At 31.6% G+C, this 18,797-nt stretch carries 21 protein-coding genes; all 21 read left to right on the top strand.

Translation table 11 applies throughout. The annotated features are described in order from the left end of the window. Nucleotides 1–50: 50 nt before the first annotated feature. Nucleotides 51–596 carry a DUF6648 family protein gene (locus RQ893_RS01960; RefSeq protein WP_311481370.1) on the top strand — a complete coding sequence of 182 codons (546 nt, stop codon included), beginning with the start codon at nucleotides 51–53 and terminating at the stop codon, nucleotides 594–596. A 1-nt stretch (nucleotide 597) separates the two neighbouring features. Continuing rightward, complete coding sequence (locus tag RQ893_RS01955) at nucleotides 598–1,554, top strand: RluA family pseudouridine synthase (RefSeq protein WP_311481369.1); 957 nt, start codon at nucleotides 598–600, stop codon at nucleotides 1,552–1,554. A gap of 8 nt (nucleotides 1,555–1,562) precedes the next feature. Then, the gene (locus RQ893_RS01950) at nucleotides 1,563–2,465 is read left to right on the top strand and encodes an ROK family protein (RefSeq protein ID WP_311481368.1); all 903 of its coding nucleotides are present in this window, start codon (nucleotides 1,563–1,565) and stop codon (nucleotides 2,463–2,465) included. Further along, on the top strand, nucleotides 2,455–3,150 hold the full coding sequence (locus RQ893_RS01945; RefSeq protein ID WP_311481367.1) for a response regulator transcription factor: 696 nt from the start codon (nucleotides 2,455–2,457) through the stop codon (nucleotides 3,148–3,150). Before RQ893_RS01950 ends, RQ893_RS01945 begins: the two co-directional genes overlap by 11 nt. Then, on the top strand, nucleotides 3,141–4,607 hold the full coding sequence (locus RQ893_RS01940; RefSeq protein WP_311481366.1) for a HAMP domain-containing sensor histidine kinase: 1,467 nt from the start codon (nucleotides 3,141–3,143) through the stop codon (nucleotides 4,605–4,607). The genes RQ893_RS01945 and RQ893_RS01940 overlap by 10 nt, the downstream gene beginning before the upstream one ends. Further along, a complete protein-coding gene (locus tag RQ893_RS01935) occupies nucleotides 4,591–6,075 on the top strand; it encodes a hypothetical protein (RefSeq protein WP_311481365.1) in 1,485 nt (494 codons plus the stop codon). The genes RQ893_RS01940 and RQ893_RS01935 overlap by 17 nt, the downstream gene beginning before the upstream one ends. A gap of 49 nt (nucleotides 6,076–6,124) precedes the next feature. Further along, nucleotides 6,125–6,721 (top strand): RdgB/HAM1 family non-canonical purine NTP pyrophosphatase, encoded by a 597-nt coding sequence (gene rdgB, locus RQ893_RS01930; RefSeq protein ID WP_311481364.1) that lies wholly within the window; start codon nucleotides 6,125–6,127, stop codon nucleotides 6,719–6,721. Continuing rightward, a complete protein-coding gene (locus RQ893_RS01925; RefSeq protein ID WP_311481363.1) occupies nucleotides 6,702–7,172 on the top strand; it encodes a metallophosphoesterase in 471 nt (156 codons plus the stop codon). The genes rdgB and RQ893_RS01925 overlap by 20 nt, the downstream gene beginning before the upstream one ends. Nucleotides 7,173–7,181: 9 nt before the next feature. Continuing rightward, nucleotides 7,182–7,592 (top strand): hypothetical protein, encoded by a 411-nt coding sequence (locus RQ893_RS01920; protein WP_311481362.1) that lies wholly within the window; start codon nucleotides 7,182–7,184, stop codon nucleotides 7,590–7,592. Then, nucleotides 7,585–8,322: an HAD-IB family hydrolase gene (locus tag RQ893_RS01915; RefSeq protein WP_311481361.1), complete on the top strand. Its 738-nt coding sequence runs from the start codon at nucleotides 7,585–7,587 to the stop codon at nucleotides 8,320–8,322. Before RQ893_RS01920 ends, RQ893_RS01915 begins: the two co-directional genes overlap by 8 nt. A gap of 183 nt (nucleotides 8,323–8,505) precedes the next feature. Then, complete coding sequence (locus RQ893_RS01910; protein ID WP_311481360.1) at nucleotides 8,506–9,219, top strand: hypothetical protein; 714 nt, start codon at nucleotides 8,506–8,508, stop codon at nucleotides 9,217–9,219. A 29-nt stretch (nucleotides 9,220–9,248) separates the two neighbouring features. Continuing rightward, nucleotides 9,249–9,743 carry a crossover junction endodeoxyribonuclease RuvC gene (gene ruvC / locus RQ893_RS01905; RefSeq protein WP_311481359.1) on the top strand — a complete coding sequence of 165 codons (495 nt, stop codon included), beginning with the start codon at nucleotides 9,249–9,251 and terminating at the stop codon, nucleotides 9,741–9,743. After that, on the top strand, nucleotides 9,743–10,333 hold the full coding sequence (ruvA, locus tag RQ893_RS01900; protein ID WP_311481358.1) for a Holliday junction branch migration protein RuvA: 591 nt from the start codon (nucleotides 9,743–9,745) through the stop codon (nucleotides 10,331–10,333). Before ruvC ends, ruvA begins: the two co-directional genes overlap by 1 nt. Nucleotides 10,334–10,341: 8 nt before the next feature. After that, the gene (gene ruvB, locus RQ893_RS01895; RefSeq protein WP_311481357.1) at nucleotides 10,342–11,349 is read left to right on the top strand and encodes a Holliday junction branch migration DNA helicase RuvB; all 1,008 of its coding nucleotides are present in this window, start codon (nucleotides 10,342–10,344) and stop codon (nucleotides 11,347–11,349) included. Further along, nucleotides 11,350–12,372 (top strand): tRNA preQ1(34) S-adenosylmethionine ribosyltransferase-isomerase QueA, encoded by a 1,023-nt coding sequence (queA, locus tag RQ893_RS01890; RefSeq protein ID WP_311481356.1) that lies wholly within the window; start codon nucleotides 11,350–11,352, stop codon nucleotides 12,370–12,372. 8 nt (nucleotides 12,373–12,380) lie between these two features. Next, nucleotides 12,381–13,499 carry a tRNA guanosine(34) transglycosylase Tgt gene (tgt, locus tag RQ893_RS01885; protein ID WP_311481355.1) on the top strand — a complete coding sequence of 373 codons (1,119 nt, stop codon included), beginning with the start codon at nucleotides 12,381–12,383 and terminating at the stop codon, nucleotides 13,497–13,499. Then, nucleotides 13,499–13,759: a preprotein translocase subunit YajC gene (locus RQ893_RS01880; RefSeq protein WP_311481354.1), complete on the top strand. Its 261-nt coding sequence runs from the start codon at nucleotides 13,499–13,501 to the stop codon at nucleotides 13,757–13,759. The genes tgt and RQ893_RS01880 overlap by 1 nt, the downstream gene beginning before the upstream one ends. Nucleotides 13,760–13,823: 64 nt before the next feature. Further along, nucleotides 13,824–15,506 (top strand): single-stranded-DNA-specific exonuclease RecJ, encoded by a 1,683-nt coding sequence (gene recJ / locus RQ893_RS01875; protein WP_311481353.1) that lies wholly within the window; start codon nucleotides 13,824–13,826, stop codon nucleotides 15,504–15,506. 52 nt (nucleotides 15,507–15,558) lie between these two features. Beyond that, entirely contained in the window at nucleotides 15,559–17,739 is a 2,181-nt protein-coding gene (locus RQ893_RS01870) for a bifunctional (p)ppGpp synthetase/guanosine-3',5'-bis(diphosphate) 3'-pyrophosphohydrolase (RefSeq protein ID WP_311481352.1), read from the top strand. Next, entirely contained in the window at nucleotides 17,739–18,188 is a 450-nt protein-coding gene (gene dtd / locus RQ893_RS01865; RefSeq protein ID WP_311481351.1) for a D-aminoacyl-tRNA deacylase, read from the top strand. The genes RQ893_RS01870 and dtd overlap by 1 nt, the downstream gene beginning before the upstream one ends. Next, nucleotides 18,188–18,790 (top strand): MBL fold metallo-hydrolase, encoded by a 603-nt coding sequence (locus RQ893_RS01860; RefSeq protein WP_311481350.1) that lies wholly within the window; start codon nucleotides 18,188–18,190, stop codon nucleotides 18,788–18,790. The genes dtd and RQ893_RS01860 overlap by 1 nt, the downstream gene beginning before the upstream one ends. Nucleotides 18,791–18,797: the final 7 nt, after the last annotated feature.

The raw sequence follows: 18,797 nt of genomic DNA, 5'->3' as shown, positions 1-18,797 counted from the left end.
CTTAAATTAGAGGATTAATTTAAACCGTCTCTTTGAGACGGTTTTTTATTATGATTATTGAAAAGAAAAAACTAGAATTGTTTGAAGAATGGAGAATAGAATCAATTATTCTGTTGTCAGAATCTAAGATAGAAAAGAATGAGTTTTTAGATAGAAATTATAGGTTTTTAGTTAATTTGGGTCTCAAACCTTTTTCTACAATTATGAATCTACAAGAAGCTATTTATAATTATCAATATTACAATATTATGGCTAAATTTGCTAACACAAGAGCGTTTGAATTACAAAATTCACCAAAAAAGAAGAAACTCTATACAAGGTTTATCAATGATAGGGAAAACTATTATTATCTAAAAGATTTAGCTACAGAATCGATAATAGATTTTGTTGAAAATGAAAATATAGTTTCTTATTTTATAAATTTAAGGTCAAAAAGGCTTACAGGTCAAATTTTTGAAATCTATATAAAATCTTGTGATAGTCTAATTCTCCATTCAAAAAATAAAAAAATTTTAGATAAACTAAAAGCAAGAAATGTTTTTTGCGAAGAAGTTAGAGAATCACTTATAGATTCTTATGTGAATAAAAGTTATTAATATGATTGAAATAGTAATAAGCAAAAACCAAGGGAACCAAAGATTTGATAGGTTTTTAAGAAAATATTTTGAAAATGCACCCTTGTCGGTAATTTCAAAAAATATTAGAAAAAAGAATTTTAAAATCAACAATAAAAGAGCAAAAAACACTGACTTCGTTTATGAAGGTGATATAGTCAAGATGTATATTACTGACGAAAATTATTATAATTGGCTAACAAAAACTGATTTTAAACCTATAGATTTTAACCTAGAAATAGTCTATGAAGATGAGAATATTATTATTATGGATAAAGACTATGGTGAGTTAACCCATGCGGCAAGTAAAGATGACTATGGTAATAACTTGGTTGATAATATGTTGTCTTATCTATATAAAACAAAATCCTTTGATATGTCTGATAAGACTTTTAAGCCGGCTGTAGTGAATAGACTCGATAGAAATACTGCTGGTTTAGTAATAGGAGCTAAAAACGGGGAATCGCTTAGGATATTAAACAAGGCGATTAGAGAAAATAGAATTGATAAATATTATTTAACCATAGTTTCAGGTGAGGTTAAAAAAGATTTTAAAATAGACAGTATAATAAGCAAAAACGAAAATAAAAACAAGGTGAGTAGGAGTGATTATGGAAAAAATATTCTTACTTATTTTAAGGTTTTAGACTCTAATAGCAAGTACTCTTTTCTTGAGTGTAAGCTTATTACTGGTAGAACACACCAAATTAGATATTCACTCAAAGAAAATGGAACTCCAATACTTGGAGATAGAAAATACGGTATTAAAAATGTAAATTCTGTAATTAAAGAAAAATATGGAATTAACAACCAAATTCTTTTATCATATAAAATTGTATTTCCAGAAATAAAAGGCCTGGAGTACTTATGTGGAAAAGAATTTGTATCTAAGAAATATGATGGCATGATAAAACTAAAAGAAAAAATTATGGCAAGGTGAGGACAATTATGGCAAAGGTAATAGGAATTGATATCGGCGGAACAAAGATAAATACTTGTTTAGTAGATGAAGAAGGAAATATAATCGAAAGACATATGATGGATACCGAGGCAAACAAAGGAAGAGATGTTGTTCTTGATAATATAAAAAAATCAATCTACACCCTTTCTTATAAAGAAGCAAGTGCTATTGGTATAGGTACACCAGGTTTTATAGATTCTAAAAATGGAGTGGTCACATTTGCTGGCAATATTAATGGGTGGACAGGGCTTAACCTTAAAGAAGCAATAGAAGAATATATAAATATTCCAGTTTTTGTAGAAAATGACGCAAACATTGCGCTTGTTGCAGAAAAATGGATAGGTGCTTGTAAGGATTCTGAAAATGTAGTCATGATCACCCTAGGTACTGGACTTGGTGGTGCTGTTATTACCAAAAATGGTGGGCTTTTATCAGGTGCACACTTTCAAGGAGCAGAACTTGGTCATTTGATGCTTCATCCAGGTGGCAATTATTGCACTTGTGGTCAATATGGATGTGCAGAAGCTTATTGTGCAGGTCCAGCTATTACAGAAGATTATTTTAGGCTAACAGGCAAGAGGCTAACAGGCAAAGAAATATTTGGACTAGTAGATAAAGATGAAAAAGCTAAGGAAGTGCTTGAAAATTATCAATCAAATCTAGCTTATTTTCTAACTTCACTTAGAAATATCTTTGACCCAGAAGTCATTGTAATAGGTGGTGGAGTAATAAATTCTAAGGATATATGGTGGGATGGAACAATAGAAAAATTCAAGAATTATTGCAACAAACCATACAATATAGAAATTAGACCAGCTGAGTTTTTAAATGATGCTGGGGTAATCGGTGCTGCTAAAATTGCCTTTGAAAGGATGGATAATGAACAATAAAATTCTGATTTTAGACGATGAAGATCCAATAAGACAATTTATGAAAATAAACCTTGATTACCAAGGTTATCAGACAGTAGAAGCCGCAAGCGGCGAAGAAGCTTTAAGAATTTTTGATGAAGAAAAACCTGCCGTAGCTATTCTTGACATTATGCTTCCAGGAATCAGTGGCTATGAGGTTTGTGAGAAAATCAGAGATAAATCCCCAATGACAGGAATAATTATGGTTTCAGCTAAAAGTCAAGATATAGACAAGATTCTTGGCCTTGAGAAAGGTGCTGATGATTACATTATAAAGCCTTTTAATCCACAAGAATTAATTTTAAGGGTCAAGTCCCTAATGAGAAGGGTAAATTTAAATCCTAGTAATTCTAGTGCTGAGGAAGTGAAGAGTTTAACAGATGGTCCTTTTACCTTAGACATATATTCCAAGACTTTTTTCAAAGATGACGTTGAAATAGATGTTACTCCTACTGAATTTACAATACTTGAATATTTTATCAAAAATAAAGGTAAAGCTATGACAAGAGATGAAATAATGAAAGAAACTTGGGGAGATAATTATAGTAACGATACAAAGATAGTAGATGTAAATATTAGGAGAATAAGAGCTAAAATTGAAGAAAATCCAGCAAAACCAGAATATATTGAAACTGTTTGGGGAACCGGTTATAGATGGAAATAGGTAAAAATTTAAGAAAAACTACTGAAACAACTAAAAAATTAATTGAGTCAAAAAGTATTAAGTATACTGTTATTAAGATAATTATGCTTTTTGTACTAACAATTGTAATTTTCTTTGAGGTCTTTGCCTATAATTCAATAAAAAACTATTATGAATCTTCTTTGATTTCATCGATGAAAAACCAGGCGAGAATTAGCCAGCTCCAGTATGCTTCCTATATGTCTAGGTACGATCTCCAAGAAGTCATAATTGGTGATAAGAATTTATTTTACAGGCAAAATGATAGCCAGGTTCAAATTCTTGATAACTCGGGGGTGGTATTATTTGATTCTATAGCCTCCTCGCAAATAGGGTCAATTCTTGATAGTAAGGATGTAATTGATGCTAAAGAAGGGGCAACAGGTATCAGTAAAGACACTAATGTAGATTCTAAGGAACAAATTTTATCAATATCTTATCCTTTAAAGGCATCTGATCAGCAAGTTGGTATTTTAAGACTTACTAGCTCAATGGATAGGGTAAATAAACAAATTAATAAAGATGTATTTATATATCTTTTATTTGGAATTATTATAAGTATTTTAGCCTTATTAGTTTCCTTTATAGCGGCAAAAAGCTTCATAAAATCAATTAAAAAATTAATTGGTGTTTCAGAAATCTTAGCTCAAGGAGATTATTCGGTTAAAGCTGATGATTCAAGGGGTGATGAAATCGCTGAATTAGCTTCGACCATTAACCTTTTGAGCGAAAATGTTGTTAAGAGAGAAGATATGAAAAATGAATTTATATCTTCTGTTTCCCATGAACTTAGGACTCCTCTAACTTCGATCAAAGGTTGGGCAATAACACTCCAATCTGAAACAATCCAAAAAGATCCGGATATGGTAAGTCAGGGACTAAAAATTATAGAATCCGAGGGTGATAGACTTTCCATGATGGTCGAAGACTTGCTTGATTTTTCAAGGCTATCATCAAGTACCTTCAAATACGAGAAGGAAAAAATTGACATAGTGGATTTGGTAAAACAAGTTCACACTCAACTATTACCAAGATGTCAGTCGGATGGTATTAAGTTTACTTTCACAACCTACTACAAGTCATTATTTATAAATGCGGATACAAATAGGATGAAAGAAGTGTTTATAAATATTATCGATAATGCTATTAAGTTTACAGACCTGGGCGGAAATATTGATATAGTAATAGATTTAAACGATAATGATATTGAAATAAGTGTCAAAGATGATGGAGAAGGGATAAAAGAAGATGAGATAGCCTTTGTGGCTAGTAAATTTTACAAGGGTTCATCATCTAAGTCTCAAACAGGATTGGGTCTTTCAATATGTGAAGAAATTGTGAAGGCTCATGATGGAAAACTTATAATCAAATCGAAATATGGTATGGGTACTGTTGTAAGTGTTGTTTTACCGAGGTTAGAAGATGAAAAGACTTTGTAAATTAATTTTAATTTCAATAATGGCAATATTGCTTAATTCTTGTATTAATGCTTCCAAAGATGATCTCAGCGAATTAATTCAAACCCCAAAACAAGATAATCCCATTATTGAGGGAACATGGGAAGTCGCAGAGATAAAAGGTAATAAATTAGGAGAGAATTCTAATAATATAAAATTAGGCGATAAACTTTATGTAAATAAAAATTTGGTAGCTATTAATGAATCTTATGCTTTTCCACCAACTTTCAGTTCTAAATATGTAAAATTATCTGAGTATTTAAAAAATAGGGGTATAGAACCATCAGCAGATTTTAAGGATAGAAATGTTGTTGTTATTAATGCCTCTCAAGGACAATTATTCTCTAGAGATTTAATAATTACTGGCGATAAATATTTATTTATGATTAAAGATGATAATGTACTTAGTCTTAAAAAGATATCTGATAAGGTTGACTCTAAAGTGCAGGATTCTTATGCTAAACTTGCTTCTAAAGAAAGAACAACCACTGATGAGGGAGAAGATATAGCTGAGGATTTATCTCTTCTTCTAGGAGTACGAGAGAGGGTTGATCCCGAAAGTGATAATGCACTTTATAAGTACTACACTTATTTAATTAGAATTGAGCCTGATAATACAATAAAATACCAAAAAGCAGAAGATATTTTCCTTAAAAATCAAGATGAGTATTGGCGAGTATCATTAGATATTAATAATTTTACTGATCTTTATGACGAGATTAGAGCATACCCTATAAAAATAAAAGAAAAAGCAAATGATGATATAATTTTAAAAAATTATACTTTAAAGAATATACATCTAAATATGAGATTGAATTTCATATCAAAAGATTTTATCTCAATAGATTACACCGATGATGACAACTCTAATCCTATTAGAAAATATGCATTGATGGAAACAAACAATATTGCTGAAAAGAAATTTATGACCCTTCAAGAATTTACTGGCGAAGATCAAAGTGATGTGATTTTTCGAGAAAAAGTAAAAGATGAAGTAAATAAAAACTTTTCAAAAGCTGATTCAAAAGATATAAACTTTGACAACACTAATTTTGGTATAGTAAGAGGCCAAGGTCTTTGGGCTTTTCAATCTTCTATATCTAAAGGTGATGGGGATGAGTTTGTACAAAATTTTTTTAACGTAGACATAGCGATTGGCGATTCCATTCTTAATCCAACCAATTCTAAGATAAATAGGGACCAAGTATATAATATTAATACTCAATTTAAAGATTATCTTGTTCTAGCAAATAAGAGATATGTTTTAATACAAACCCCCGATGAAATTTTAATTCATAGGATAAAAGATGGAATAATTGAAAAGGCTCCTGTGTACGCTATTGCCACAAGGGTACCAGCCACTATTGTAAGTATAGACCAATATTTAGGATCTAACGCAACAGATGTTGAAAAAGCCTTTGATAAGTATAATTATATTATAGAAAAATAAATTTTAACTAAAGGTATTGATATTTGATATCATTTTATTAGGAGATAAAATGCAGCTAGTTTTTGCAAGTAATAATATAAATAAGTTAGAGCAAGTAAAATTGCTTTTGGACAATGAACAAATCCTAATGCCAAAAGATGTCGGCGTTGTAGGTTTTGATGTAGTAGAAGATGGGCTCACTTTGAGAGAAAATGCCTATAAGAAAGCTAATGAATTATACAAATTAACAAAAAAGAAGGTATTTTCTGATGATACAGGGCTATTTGTAAAGGCGCTTGATAACAGACCGGGCATATACGCTCATAGGTATGCAGGTGAAGATGCTACAGATAAGGACAATAGGGATAAGCTTTTAGAGGAATTATCTGCTAAGAATAATAGAGATGCCTACTTTTTGACAGTAATTTGTTTTATTGATGAAAATGGCAAAGATTACTATTTTGAAGGAAGACTAGATGGAAGCATTTCTGAGAGCGAACTTGGTGATGGTGGATTTGGTTATGACAAGATTTTTTATGTAGAAAAATATAGTAAGACTTTGGCACAAATGGACATAGCATTTAAAAATCAGATTAGCCATAGAGGTCTAGCTATGAAGGAATTTAAAAAGTTCCTGGAAGAAAAATATGAAAATTTTAATAACTAGCGATACCCATGGCTACTATGGGAGAATTTCAGACTTAATATTAGCAGAGGGTGACTTTGACTTGATGCTGCATGCTGGTGATGGGGTTGAGGATTGCAAAAATATTTTTTTTGAAACTGGCCTAAATTATTATGTTATAAAGGGAAATAATGATTTTTTCTCTAATGAAACTTATAATAAGATTATAGATTTAGACGGACACAAAATATTATTAACCCATGGTCACAAGGAAAATGTAGATTTTTCTATGTCAGGACTAATTGAAAAAGCTAAACAATCATCTTGTGATATAGTCATTTTTGGTCATATTCACAGGTATGTTGAAATAAAAAGAACAGATATATTAATTTTAAATCCTGGATCGCCTTCCTTACCTAGAGATGGCAAGGCATCGGCTATGATTATGACTACTGAAAAAGGGATTAAAATTGAAAAAGTCTTATTAGACTGAGGAGATAAAATGAGCGGATTGATAAATTTAATAAGCGAGTATTCATCAAGATTAGCAATATTACCTGTATTGGCTATGATGAATGCTATCATTACAATTATTATTTACTTTATTAATAGTAAAAAAATACTAAAGTTTATACCTTCATTTATCATTGGTATTGTAGCTTTAATAGTTGGAATTTACTCAATAACCATATTTAATAGTCCAATGGGCCTTAATACTGCTTGGATAGCTGTGTTTTTAGGTTCTTCTTCTTTGGTGGGTATTTGTGTAGGATTTACTATCGACTTAATCACATCAGTTAAAAATGACATGGGAATAGATTCTAAAAGCAAAAATAATGTAAATAAATATTTTGGTTCACAAAAAAAATTCAGAGCCAAGAGAAAAAGAGCAAAGGAAAACATAAATGACTAAGGCGGCTTTTTTTGATATAGATGGAACCCTCTTTAGAAATTCTTTACTAATTGAACATTTTTTAAAATTAGTAGAAGATGGGATTCTTGATAAAAAAATATGGACAGATGAGATTGGTCCTCTGTATAGTAAGTATGAAAATAGATTTGGTGCATACGAAGACTATTTAAATAAATCAGCCCTTGCATATCAAAAAGCTATGGTTGGACTTGATAAGAAAATTGTTGATAAATATGCTCAGATAGTGCTTACAGAAAATAAAGATAAGGTTTATAATATAACAAGAAATGCTGTTAAAAAACACATAAAAGAGGGGTATTTAATCTTCTTTATTTCTGGTTCTCCTGACTTTTTGGTAGAGGGATTTTCAAAATTATATGAGGCGACTGATTCTATATCAACATCTTATATTTTTGATGAAAATAATAAATTTACTGGTAAAGTATTACCTATGTGGGATGGAAAAAGTAAACTTGAAGCAGTAGGTAAACTTAAAGAGAAATATAATATTGACCTCAGTAAATCTTTTGCTTATGGTGATACAAATGGTGATATTACAATGTTTCAGCTGGTCGGATACCCACACGCAGTAAATCCATCTTTTGAATTGATAGAGAAATTATACGAAGATGAAGAGTTAAGAAAAAAATCAGTTATTAATATTGAGAGGAAAGATGTAAATTATAATTTTGCTCTCAACGATTTATCTGTTAAATTTTTAAAATTTTAAAAAATTTTAAATGAATTTTTTTTAATTTTCATTTTTTTTAAAAGCTATATAACTAGAAAGATATTCATTAATAAATTATTAATGAATATTTTTACCCCTTATTTAGTTTTTTTTATTTTTTTGGAAAATAAATCTAAATAAATGACTTCGTTTTTATGTTAAAATAGTAGTCGAGGTAGAATAATGAAGGCAGAATTAAGGAAGTCTATTCCAGTAATCGAAAAACTTGAATATAATTATTTAGTAGATGAAGATATATACTCTTTAAACACACTTATGTCTTTATTATACGATAGGAATTTTATCAATTTCTCAAAGCATTCTTACTATGCTAAGGACTATTGTTTTAAGAATTTAAAAAAATATTTCTGGAACCTGGTTGATATTGATGAAATAATCAACAGCTTGAGTAGAAATATTGGTGCTGACATTGATAGGTACGAATATTTAATTTCTATCAAGGCACAGTATAGAGCTTTCAGATCAAAAAAATCTATTGATAAATTGGAATTTTTATTAATTGAAGCTTTTGGCGTGGATTTTCTACTAAATGAAGCTAATATTTATTACAATAGAGAAGATAGAGATATTGTGAAAATTGGAAATTCCATGAAAGATTCTATTTATTCTAATAGAGAGCTTGTAGCGTCATTGAGGCGTGACTTATATAATTTTGCAAATCTTTGTATAAAGAAAAAAATATTTGCCATAGATATGCTAACTCACAAGCAGTTAACGTTCAATACGGAAAGTATTTTTACAGAAGATATTACAATTAAACAAACTCAAAAAATATACGATAAAACAATCAACTATCTCTATAGGTCCATAGTTGATACATATGCTGAGTATTATTACAGGGGTTTGATAAAAGAAGTATTTGAAAGGTATCAATAGGGGCTAGCTAAGCCCTTTTTATTTTGTTTATGATAGTTTTAGGGATAGATCCTGGCATAGCCATTATGGGCTATGGTGTGGTTGAATTTAAATCAAATAAGGTTAAAGTATTAGAAAATGGAGTAGTTACAACATCATCTAAGACAAGGACTCCAGAAAGGTTAAAGATTCTATATGATAATTTAGATAAAATTATTAAGGAATACCAGCCAGATGAATTTGCCATTGAAGAGTTATTCTTCAATCAAAACGTGAAGACAGCTATAACGGTTGGTCATGCTAGGGGGGTTCAAGTTTTGTGTGCCCAAGATAATGGCCTAGATATATTTGAGTACACTCCATTACAAATTAAGCAAGCTATTACTGGTTATGGAAGGGCAAGTAAGCAGCAAATGCAACTTACAATTACGACTCTTCTCAATTTAAAAAAGATTCCTAAGCCAGATGATGCTGCAGACGCTTTGTCTGTTGCCCTTTGTCATGTGCTTAGCCAAAGATTTAAAGAACAATATAGGATGATTTAATGATTTCATACATAAAAGGTGACGTTAAGGCGATAAATGAAGATGGTTTTATAATTGAAAATAATAATATAGGGTATTTTATCAATTCAACACTAACAAGCCTTGCAGAAATACAAATAAATAACGAATATAAAATATATACATCAATGCAGGTTAGGGAAGATGATATTTCACTTTATGGGTTTTACTCCAAAGAAGAACTTGAAATGTTTTTGCTACTAATATCCGTATCAAGTATTGGACCAAAGATTGCTCTTGGTATGCTTTCATCAATAAGTGCAGACGAGATAAAACTAGCTATTGTAAATAATGATATAGATAAACTAACAAATGCTAAAGGAATTGGAAAGAAAACAGCTTCCAGGATAATACTCGAATTAGTAGACAAGGTTAAGAAAATGGCGCTACCAGAAATTGAAAATATTGACAAGCCAAGCCCTGTCGATAATGACAATCTTGGGGTGGCAAGAGAAGCCCTTAAAAACCTAGGCTATATGGAAAATGATATAGTAAGAGTTTTAAATGAATTAAGGGATGCGGACCTAAGCCTTGAAGCATTGATTAAAGAAAGTTTAAAAAGACTTATTTAGGTGGATAAATGTTTGACGAAAACACAAGAATAGTAGGGTCTAATGAGCAAATCGAAGATCTGAAACAAGAAAATTCCATAAGACCAAGATGGTTAAAAGATTATATTGGACAAGATAAGGCGAAAGAAAAATTAGATATATTTATCAAGTCATCACTTTCTAGAAAAGAACCTCTTGATCACGTTCTACTCCAAGGTCCTCCAGGATTAGGAAAGACAACACTTTCAACTATAATTGCCAATGAACTTGGGGTTAATTTGCGTGTCACAAGTGGGCCTGCCATAGAAAGGCCGTCTGACTTAGCATCAATACTTACAAACCTTGCTGAAGGTGATGTTTTATTTATAGATGAGATTCATAGGATAAATAGGTCAGTGGAAGAGATTTTATATTCAGCCATGGAAGACTTTGTCCTTGATATAATTGTAGGAAAAGGTCCAAATGCTCAGTCTATAAGAATAGATTTGGAGAGATTCACACTTATAGGGGCAACAACCAGAGCTGGTATGCTCTCAGCACCATTAAGAGATAGGTTTGGAGTGCTTTTATCTTTAAATTTATATGATAACAAAGACCTAACAACAATTGTAAAGAGATCTGCAAGTATTCTTGATATACCAATTGATGACAATGGTGCTGTAGAAATTGCAAAAAGGTCTAGGGGAACACCTAGGATTGCAAATAGGTTATTAAAAAGGGTTAGAGACTATGCCATAGTTAAGGCTGATGATAAGATTGACTACGAAACAAGTAAAAAAGGTCTTGAATTGCTAGAAATTGACCCGATGGGTCTTGATACTATGGATAAAAAAATCATACTTACAATGTATGAAAACTTTGGAGGTGGTCCTGTAGGAGTTGATACAATAGCGGCCTCTACAGGTATAGAAAATGTTACTATAGAAGATGTTTATGAGCCTTACCTACTTCAAATTGGTTTTATATCAAGAACACCTAGAGGTAGGGTTTTGACTAGAAAAGCTTATGAACACTACGGTTTAAAATTTGAGGAATAGATGAGAACAAGCGAATTTGATTATTATTTACCAGAAGAATTAATTGCCCAACATCCTACAAGCAAAAGAGATGAAGCTAGGATGATGGTTTTAGATAAAAAAACAGGAGAGAGAGAAGATAAGTATTTTTATAATATTATAGACTATCTTCAAGCTGGCGATGTCCTTGTTATGAATGACACAAGGGTTATACCTGCAAGGCTTTTTGGCCATAGACCAGATAAGGAAGAAAAAATTGAGGTATTTTTATTAAATAATACTGAGGGTTCACGATGGGAAGTCCTAGTTAGACCAGGTAAAAAGATGAAAATTGGAACCGAAGTAATTTTTTCTGAAGAACTTTCTTGTAAGGTAATTGACATTAAAGAAGATGGCAATAGGATTGTAAAATTTTATTTTGAAGGGATTTTTGGTGAAATCCTTGATAGACTTGGGAATATGCCACTTCCACCTTATATAAAAGAAAAACTAAAGGACAATGAAGATTATCAGACAGTTTATTCTAAAAATCCTGGTTCAGTGGCAGCTCCAACTGCAGGGCTTCATTTTACCAAAGACTTACTAGAAAAAATTGAGGCCAAGGGAGTTAAACTTGCATATTTAACCTTAAATGTTGGACTTGGTACCTTTAGGCCAGTAAACGAAGATGAAATAACAGATCATAAGATGCATTCAGAATTCTATACCCTAAGCGAAGAGACAGCAGAAGTTTTAAATGCCGCTAAGGATGATGGTAGGAGGATAATTGCAGTAGGAACTACTTCAATCAGAACTTTAGAATCTGTATATAAGAAAAATAACAAGATTTGCGCCGATTCTGGTTGGACAGATATTTTTATCTATCCAGGATTTGAATTTAAGGTAGTAGATGCAATAATAACTAATTTTCACCTTCCAAAATCTACGCTAATTATGTTAATAGCAGCCTTTACAAGTAAGGATATAATTCTAAATGCATACAATGATGCAGTAAGAAAAAAATATAGATTTTTCTCTTTTGGAGACTGTATGTTTATAAAATAGGAGGATAAATGCCTTTAAAATATGAATTAATAAAGAAAGACAAATACACAAATGCAAGGGTAGGAGTTATTCATACCGCTAGTGGTGATATACCTACTCCAATTTTTATGCCAGTAGGTACTGTTGGGACTGTAAAAACAATGACAGTTGATGACCTAAAGGAAATGGGCGCTAAGATTATATTAGGAAATACCTATCATCTATACCTAAAACCAGGCATGGATATTATGAGGAAGGCTGGAGGCTTACATAAATTTATGAATTGGGATGGGCCTATCCTTACGGATTCAGGTGGATTCCAAGTTTTTTCTCTTGCTGATAATAGAAAAATAAGTGAAGATGGAGTTATGTTTAGGTCTCATATTGATGGGTCGAAACACTTTTTCACACCAGAAAAATCAATCGAAATACAAAATGACATCCATTCTGATATAATGATGAGCTTTGATGAGTGTGTTGATGCCAACGCTAGCTATGATTATGTAAAAAATTCTATGGAAAGAACTTTAAGGTGGGCAAAGAGAGGCCTTGATTACCACAAAACACACTCTCATCCCGATCAATCACTTTTTGGTATTGTTCAAGGTGGAATGTTTAAAGATTTAAGAGAAAGGTCAGCCAAGGAGACTGTTGCCATGAATTTTGACGGCTATTCTATTGGTGGGCTTTCCGTTGGTGAAACAAAAGAAGAAATGATTGACATCCTTAATTTTACAACCCCACTGCTTCCAGAAGATAAGCCAAGGTATAATATGGGAGTAGGCACACCTGATTACCTCTTCGAATCATTCGAAGCTGGTATAGATATGGCAGATTGTGTACTTCCAACTAGGATTGCAAGAAATGGAACAGCTCTTACCTCAGAAGGAAGGGTAGTAATAAAAAACGCTACTTACAAAGAAGATTTTTCTAAATTAGATCCAGAATGTGATTGTTATACTTGTTCTAATTACTCTAGAGCTTATTTAAGACATTTGGTAAATGCCAAGGAAATCTTAGGAGCAAGACTACTATCTTATCATAACCTATATTTCTTATTAAAGATGTGCGAAAATATTAGAGAAGCAATAATGAACGATTCATTTCTAGATTATAAAAAGGAATTTTACGAAAAATACGGTTATTAATGAGACTTGAATATATAATTTTAATTATTTTAGCTGTAGGATTTTATTATACAAATATTTTAGGCTACAGGAAAGATAAAAATAGGGAAAATTTTATAAATGATAACCTAAAAGTATCATCAAAGATAATTACAAAATCTGGAATTGTAGGCTATGTAACAGAAATTAATAAAAATGAAATTACAATAATAACTGGTGAACGTGATAAACCATCCTACTTAACGATTGATAAATCATATATAGAAAATATTTTAGAATAGGGGCATAGGCCTCTTTTTCTTTATAAATCTTGATAAAAGAGTATAATTTAACAGAAAGGAAGATATGGCAAACTGGTTTATTTATAACAAAAAACAAAATTATACAAACAATCTAAAGCTAGGAAATATTTCTAAATTAGATGCCTTGATCTTGGGAAATAGGGATATAATTGATCCAAAAAAGGTAGATATGTACTTAAATCCAGATCTATCTAAGCTTCATAATCCATTTTTATTAAACGATATGGATAAGGCTGTTGATTTGATTATTGAAACCATGAAAAAAGGTGGAGAAATAAGGATATTTGGAGACTACGACCAAGACGGTATAGCGTCAGTAATGACCTTAATGGATGGTCTTTTATTTTATTATGATAATATTTCTTATGACATACCACATAGGGTAGAAGAGGGTTACGGGATTTCATCTAAGATGAGTGATCAAGCTATAGAAGATAAGGTTTCTCTTGTTATTACCTGTGATAATGGTATCACAGGATTTGATCAAATAGATAACCTCAAACAGGCTGGTATAAATGTAATTGTCACCGACCATCATCAAATTCACAAAGAAGAAAATGATGAATGGCTTGACCAAATCTTACCAAACGCAGATGCTGTTATTAATCCTAAAAGACTTGACTCTACTTATCCCTTCGATGATTTATGTGGGGCAGGCGTTAGTTTTAAATTAATTCAAGGTCTTTATGAAAGGCTAGATGGAGATAAATATTACCTATATTCTCTTTTGGAGTATGTAGCCATGGGAACTGTTTGTGATATTGTATCTCTAACAGATGAGAATAGGATTTTTGTAATAGAAGGTCTAAAGAGATTAAACGAGACAGAAAAACTCGGTATAAGAGCCCTTCTAGATGAAACTGGATGGGATAGGGAAGTTGACGAATATACACTAGGATTTATCCTAGGACCTCTTATGAATTCTACAGGTCGACTTAAAAGTGCAAAACTTGCTATTGACTTGCTTATTGAAGAAGATATAGATAAGATTTATGAAATGGCAGGTGATTTAGTTAAACTAAATAATGAAAGAAAATCTTTGACCGAAACTGCTTACAATAAAGCGATTGAAATTATTAATGAGAATTCCTACGATAAGGATGATGTCATAATTGTTTATGCATCAGATATAAATGAGTCTATTTGTGGAATTGTAGCAGGTAGGATAAAGGAAAAATACTATAGACCAACAATTATTCTTACAAAAGCAAAGGAAGAAGGCATTGTAAAAGGATCAGGCAGATCGATATCAGCTTACAATATGTTTGAGAAAATTTCTCCTTATTCCGATAAACTTGAATCTTATGGAGGTCACCCTATGGCTTGTGGTCTTTCAATGAATATAGATAGGATAGATGATTTTAGAAGATTTTTAAATGAAAATTCAAAATTATCTAAGTCTGATAAAGAAGATTCAATAAATATTGACACACAAATTCCTATATCAAAACTTTCTCTAGAATTTGCAGAAAGTTTAGATAAGTTTAAACCATTTGGAAAGGATAATTCTAGACCTGTTTTTGCAAATAAGGGAGTAGATATAGCTGCCTTATCGATGATTGGCAAAGATAAGAGTACCCTAAAGCTATCGCTTTATCAAAATGGAAATTATTATAATGCCATTAAATTTCAGGCAGAAGATGATTACAATTACTTAAAAGAAAAGTTTAATGGAGATATCCTGGGTAAAAAAATTGATATTGTTTACTATCCATATGTTAATTAATTTATTGTAATCAGGACTCTACATTTATTATTAATATATATTAGGTGTTATTATGGCAACCGATTTTAATAAAGAATTTGTAAAATTCAAAGAACTTATTTTAAAAAATAATCCTCACGCAAACATAGACCTTATTAAAAAGTCCTATGATTTTGGTGTGTACCATCATAATGGACAGAAAAGAAATTCTGGCGAAGATTATTTTATTCATCCTATTGCTGTAGCATCTAATTTATCAGATATGAAACTTGATGATGAGACTATCTGTGCTGGACTTATGCATGATGTCCTAGAAGATACAGATGTGACTAGAGATGAGATGAAGGCAGAGTTTGGTGAAGAAATTACCTTTTTAGTTGATGGTGTTACCAAACTTAAAAATCTTAACTACACATCTAAAGAAGAAAAACAAGCTGAAAATATTAGAAAAATGGTAATGGCTATGGCAAATGATGTAAGGGTTGTCCTTATAAAACTAGCTGATAGGCTTCATAATATGCGAACCCTAGAATATATGACTAGGGCCAAGCAGTTACAAAAAGCTAATGAAACCATTGAAATTTATGTGCCACTAGCTCACAGGCTTGGAATTTATTCTTTAAAATGGGAATTAGAAGACCTTTGTTTTAGGTACCAGGAGCCAGAGAAGTACTACGAACTTGCTGAGATGGTAAGTGTTAAAAGACGAGAGAGAGAAAATTATATCAACGAAATAATTGATACTTTGACAAAATCTCTTGAGTCTACAAATATCAATTTTGAGATATCTGGAAGACCTAAATCCCTCTATTCAATTAATAAAAAGATGGAGAGAAATAAGATTGCTTTTGAGGAAATCTATGATCTTACAGCTATTAGGGTTATAGTAGACACAATTGCTGAATGTTATGCTGTTTTGGGCAAGGTACACTCCCTATGGAAGCCGATACCAAATAGGATTAAGGATTATATTGGCCAACCAAAGCCAAACGGTTATAGGTCGCTTCATACAACAGTTTTTGGTGAGGACTCAAAGCCTTTTGAAGTTCAAATTAGAACACGAAAAATGCACAGGGAATGTGAATTTGGTGTTGCTGCCCATTGGCGTTATAAGGAAAATAAGAAAACAAAATCAGAATTCGATGATGCGATGAGCTTTTTAAGGCAAATAGTTGAATGGCAACAAGAGGGTGGCAAGGATGTAAATAACGAAGAGTTTATGGAAACGCTAAAGACAGACTTCTTCTCAAGAGAAATTTATGTCTATTCACCTACTGGTGAAGTGTATTCTTTGCCAATTAATTCTTGTTCTATTGATTTTGCATATAAGATTCACACCGAAGTAGGCAATTCCTGTGTAGGTGCAAAAATCAACGGCAGGATGGTTCCTATAACCCAACCACTAAAAACTGGGGATTTGGTAGAAATAATTACTAGTAAGAATTCTCAAGGACCTAGCAGGGATTGGTTAAATATTGTAAAAAGTAACCAAGCCAAGTCTAAAATCAAACAATTTTTTAAGCGTTTTGACAAAGAAGAAAATATTGAAATTGGCAAGTCTTCTGTTGCTCGTGACCTTAAAAAATATAGGCAAAATTACAGGTACCTCCTTAAAGATGAATGGTTAACAGAAATTGCAAGTGATCTTGGATTTCCATCACAAGATGAGATGTATGCATCAGTTGGTTACGGTAAAACCACAGCTGAGCAGGTTAGCCAGAAATTAATTAGAAAAGATAAGGAAGAACTAAAGAAAAAAGAATTAAGTAAACCTCTTGAAATAGGGAACAAAGAAATAAATACTCAAGTAACTAATGAAATTAGGGTATCTGATCTTGAAGAGGATGTGGAAGTAAAGTTTGCCAAATGTTGTACTCCTGTACCAGGAGATCCTATCATAGGATTTATTACTAAGGGAAATGGAATATCTGTCCATGTGAAAACTTGTCCTAATATTATAAATTCCAAATCTCCAGAAAGACTAATTGATGTTTATTGGCAAAATTTGACTACCGATAAGTTCCCGGTTAAAATACAGATAATATCTGCAAATGGACCATCTATTTTATTTGAAGTTTCAAAGCTTATGTCAACATTTGATGTTAACATTCTAAGTATTAATGCAAGAACAGACAGCGATGCAGGCATTATGGATTTAGTAATAGAAGTTAGAAGTACTGAGCAGTTAGAAGATGTTATCAGAAAATTAAAGACAATCAAAACTGTTTCAGATGCATTTAGGGTGAAAAGTTAATGAGAGCAATTATACAAAAAGTTACAAAGGCAAGTGTAAAAGTAGAAGGTGAGTTGATTTCTGAAATAGGAAATGGTTATATGATCCTCCTTGCTGTTAAGGAAATAGACAATGATGATGACCTTGCCTATATAAAAAGAAAAATAGCAAATTTAAGAATTTTTGAAGATCAAGATGGAAAAATGAACCTAAGTATAAAGGATACTGATGGAGAAATACTTTTAGTTAGTCAGTTTACACTTTATGGTGATGCGAGAAAGGGCAATAGACCATCTTTTACTGAATCAGCAGGTCTTGAGAAGGCAAATGCTTATTATGAAAAACTTCGTGATGAGCTAATCGATGAAGGTTTTATTGTGAAAACCGGCCAATTTCAAGCCCACATGGAAGTTAGCCTTGTAAATGACGGACCAGTCACAATTATTCTTGATAGTGAAAGGATTTTTTAATGGAGATTAATAAATTTACCCTGGGTCCTGTTATGACCAATACTTATGTAGTTCATGAAAATGGTAGAGGATTTATTGTAGATTGTCCTTACCCATCAAGTGCGCTTGATAAGTTTATAGAAGACAATAAAATAAAAATAGAATTTATTATACTTACCCATACTCATTTTGACCACGTTACAGGTCTTAAATATTATAAAGATAAGTTTAATGTAGATGTTTATGCTTCTGAAGATGCCAAGGGTTTGGCTGAGAATCCAAGTTATAATCTTGGATATCATTTGAGTAATCTTGAAGTACCTATAGATCATTATCTAAAGGATGGGGAAGTGTTTAGTAAATATAAAATAAAGGCTATTAAAACACCTGGGCACACAATAGATTCAATGTCTTTTGTTTTAGGAGATGCGATTTTTACTGGTGATACCTTATTCAGACTTTCTGTAGGAAGGACAGATTTTCCAGGTGGATCTTTCGAAGAAATCATTGACTCAATTATAAATAAATTAGGTAAACTTGATAAGAGTGCAAAGATTTACCCAGGTCATAATGAAACAAGCACTCTAGGATATGAATTAGAAAATAATCCATTTCTACAATAATGGGAGG

The sequence above is a fragment of the uncultured Anaerococcus sp. genome (genome assembly GCF_963510915.1).
In the GTDB taxonomy this organism is placed as follows: domain Bacteria; phylum Bacillota; class Clostridia; order Tissierellales; family Peptoniphilaceae; genus Anaerococcus.
This window is presented reverse-complemented; position numbering and strand designations above follow the sequence as displayed.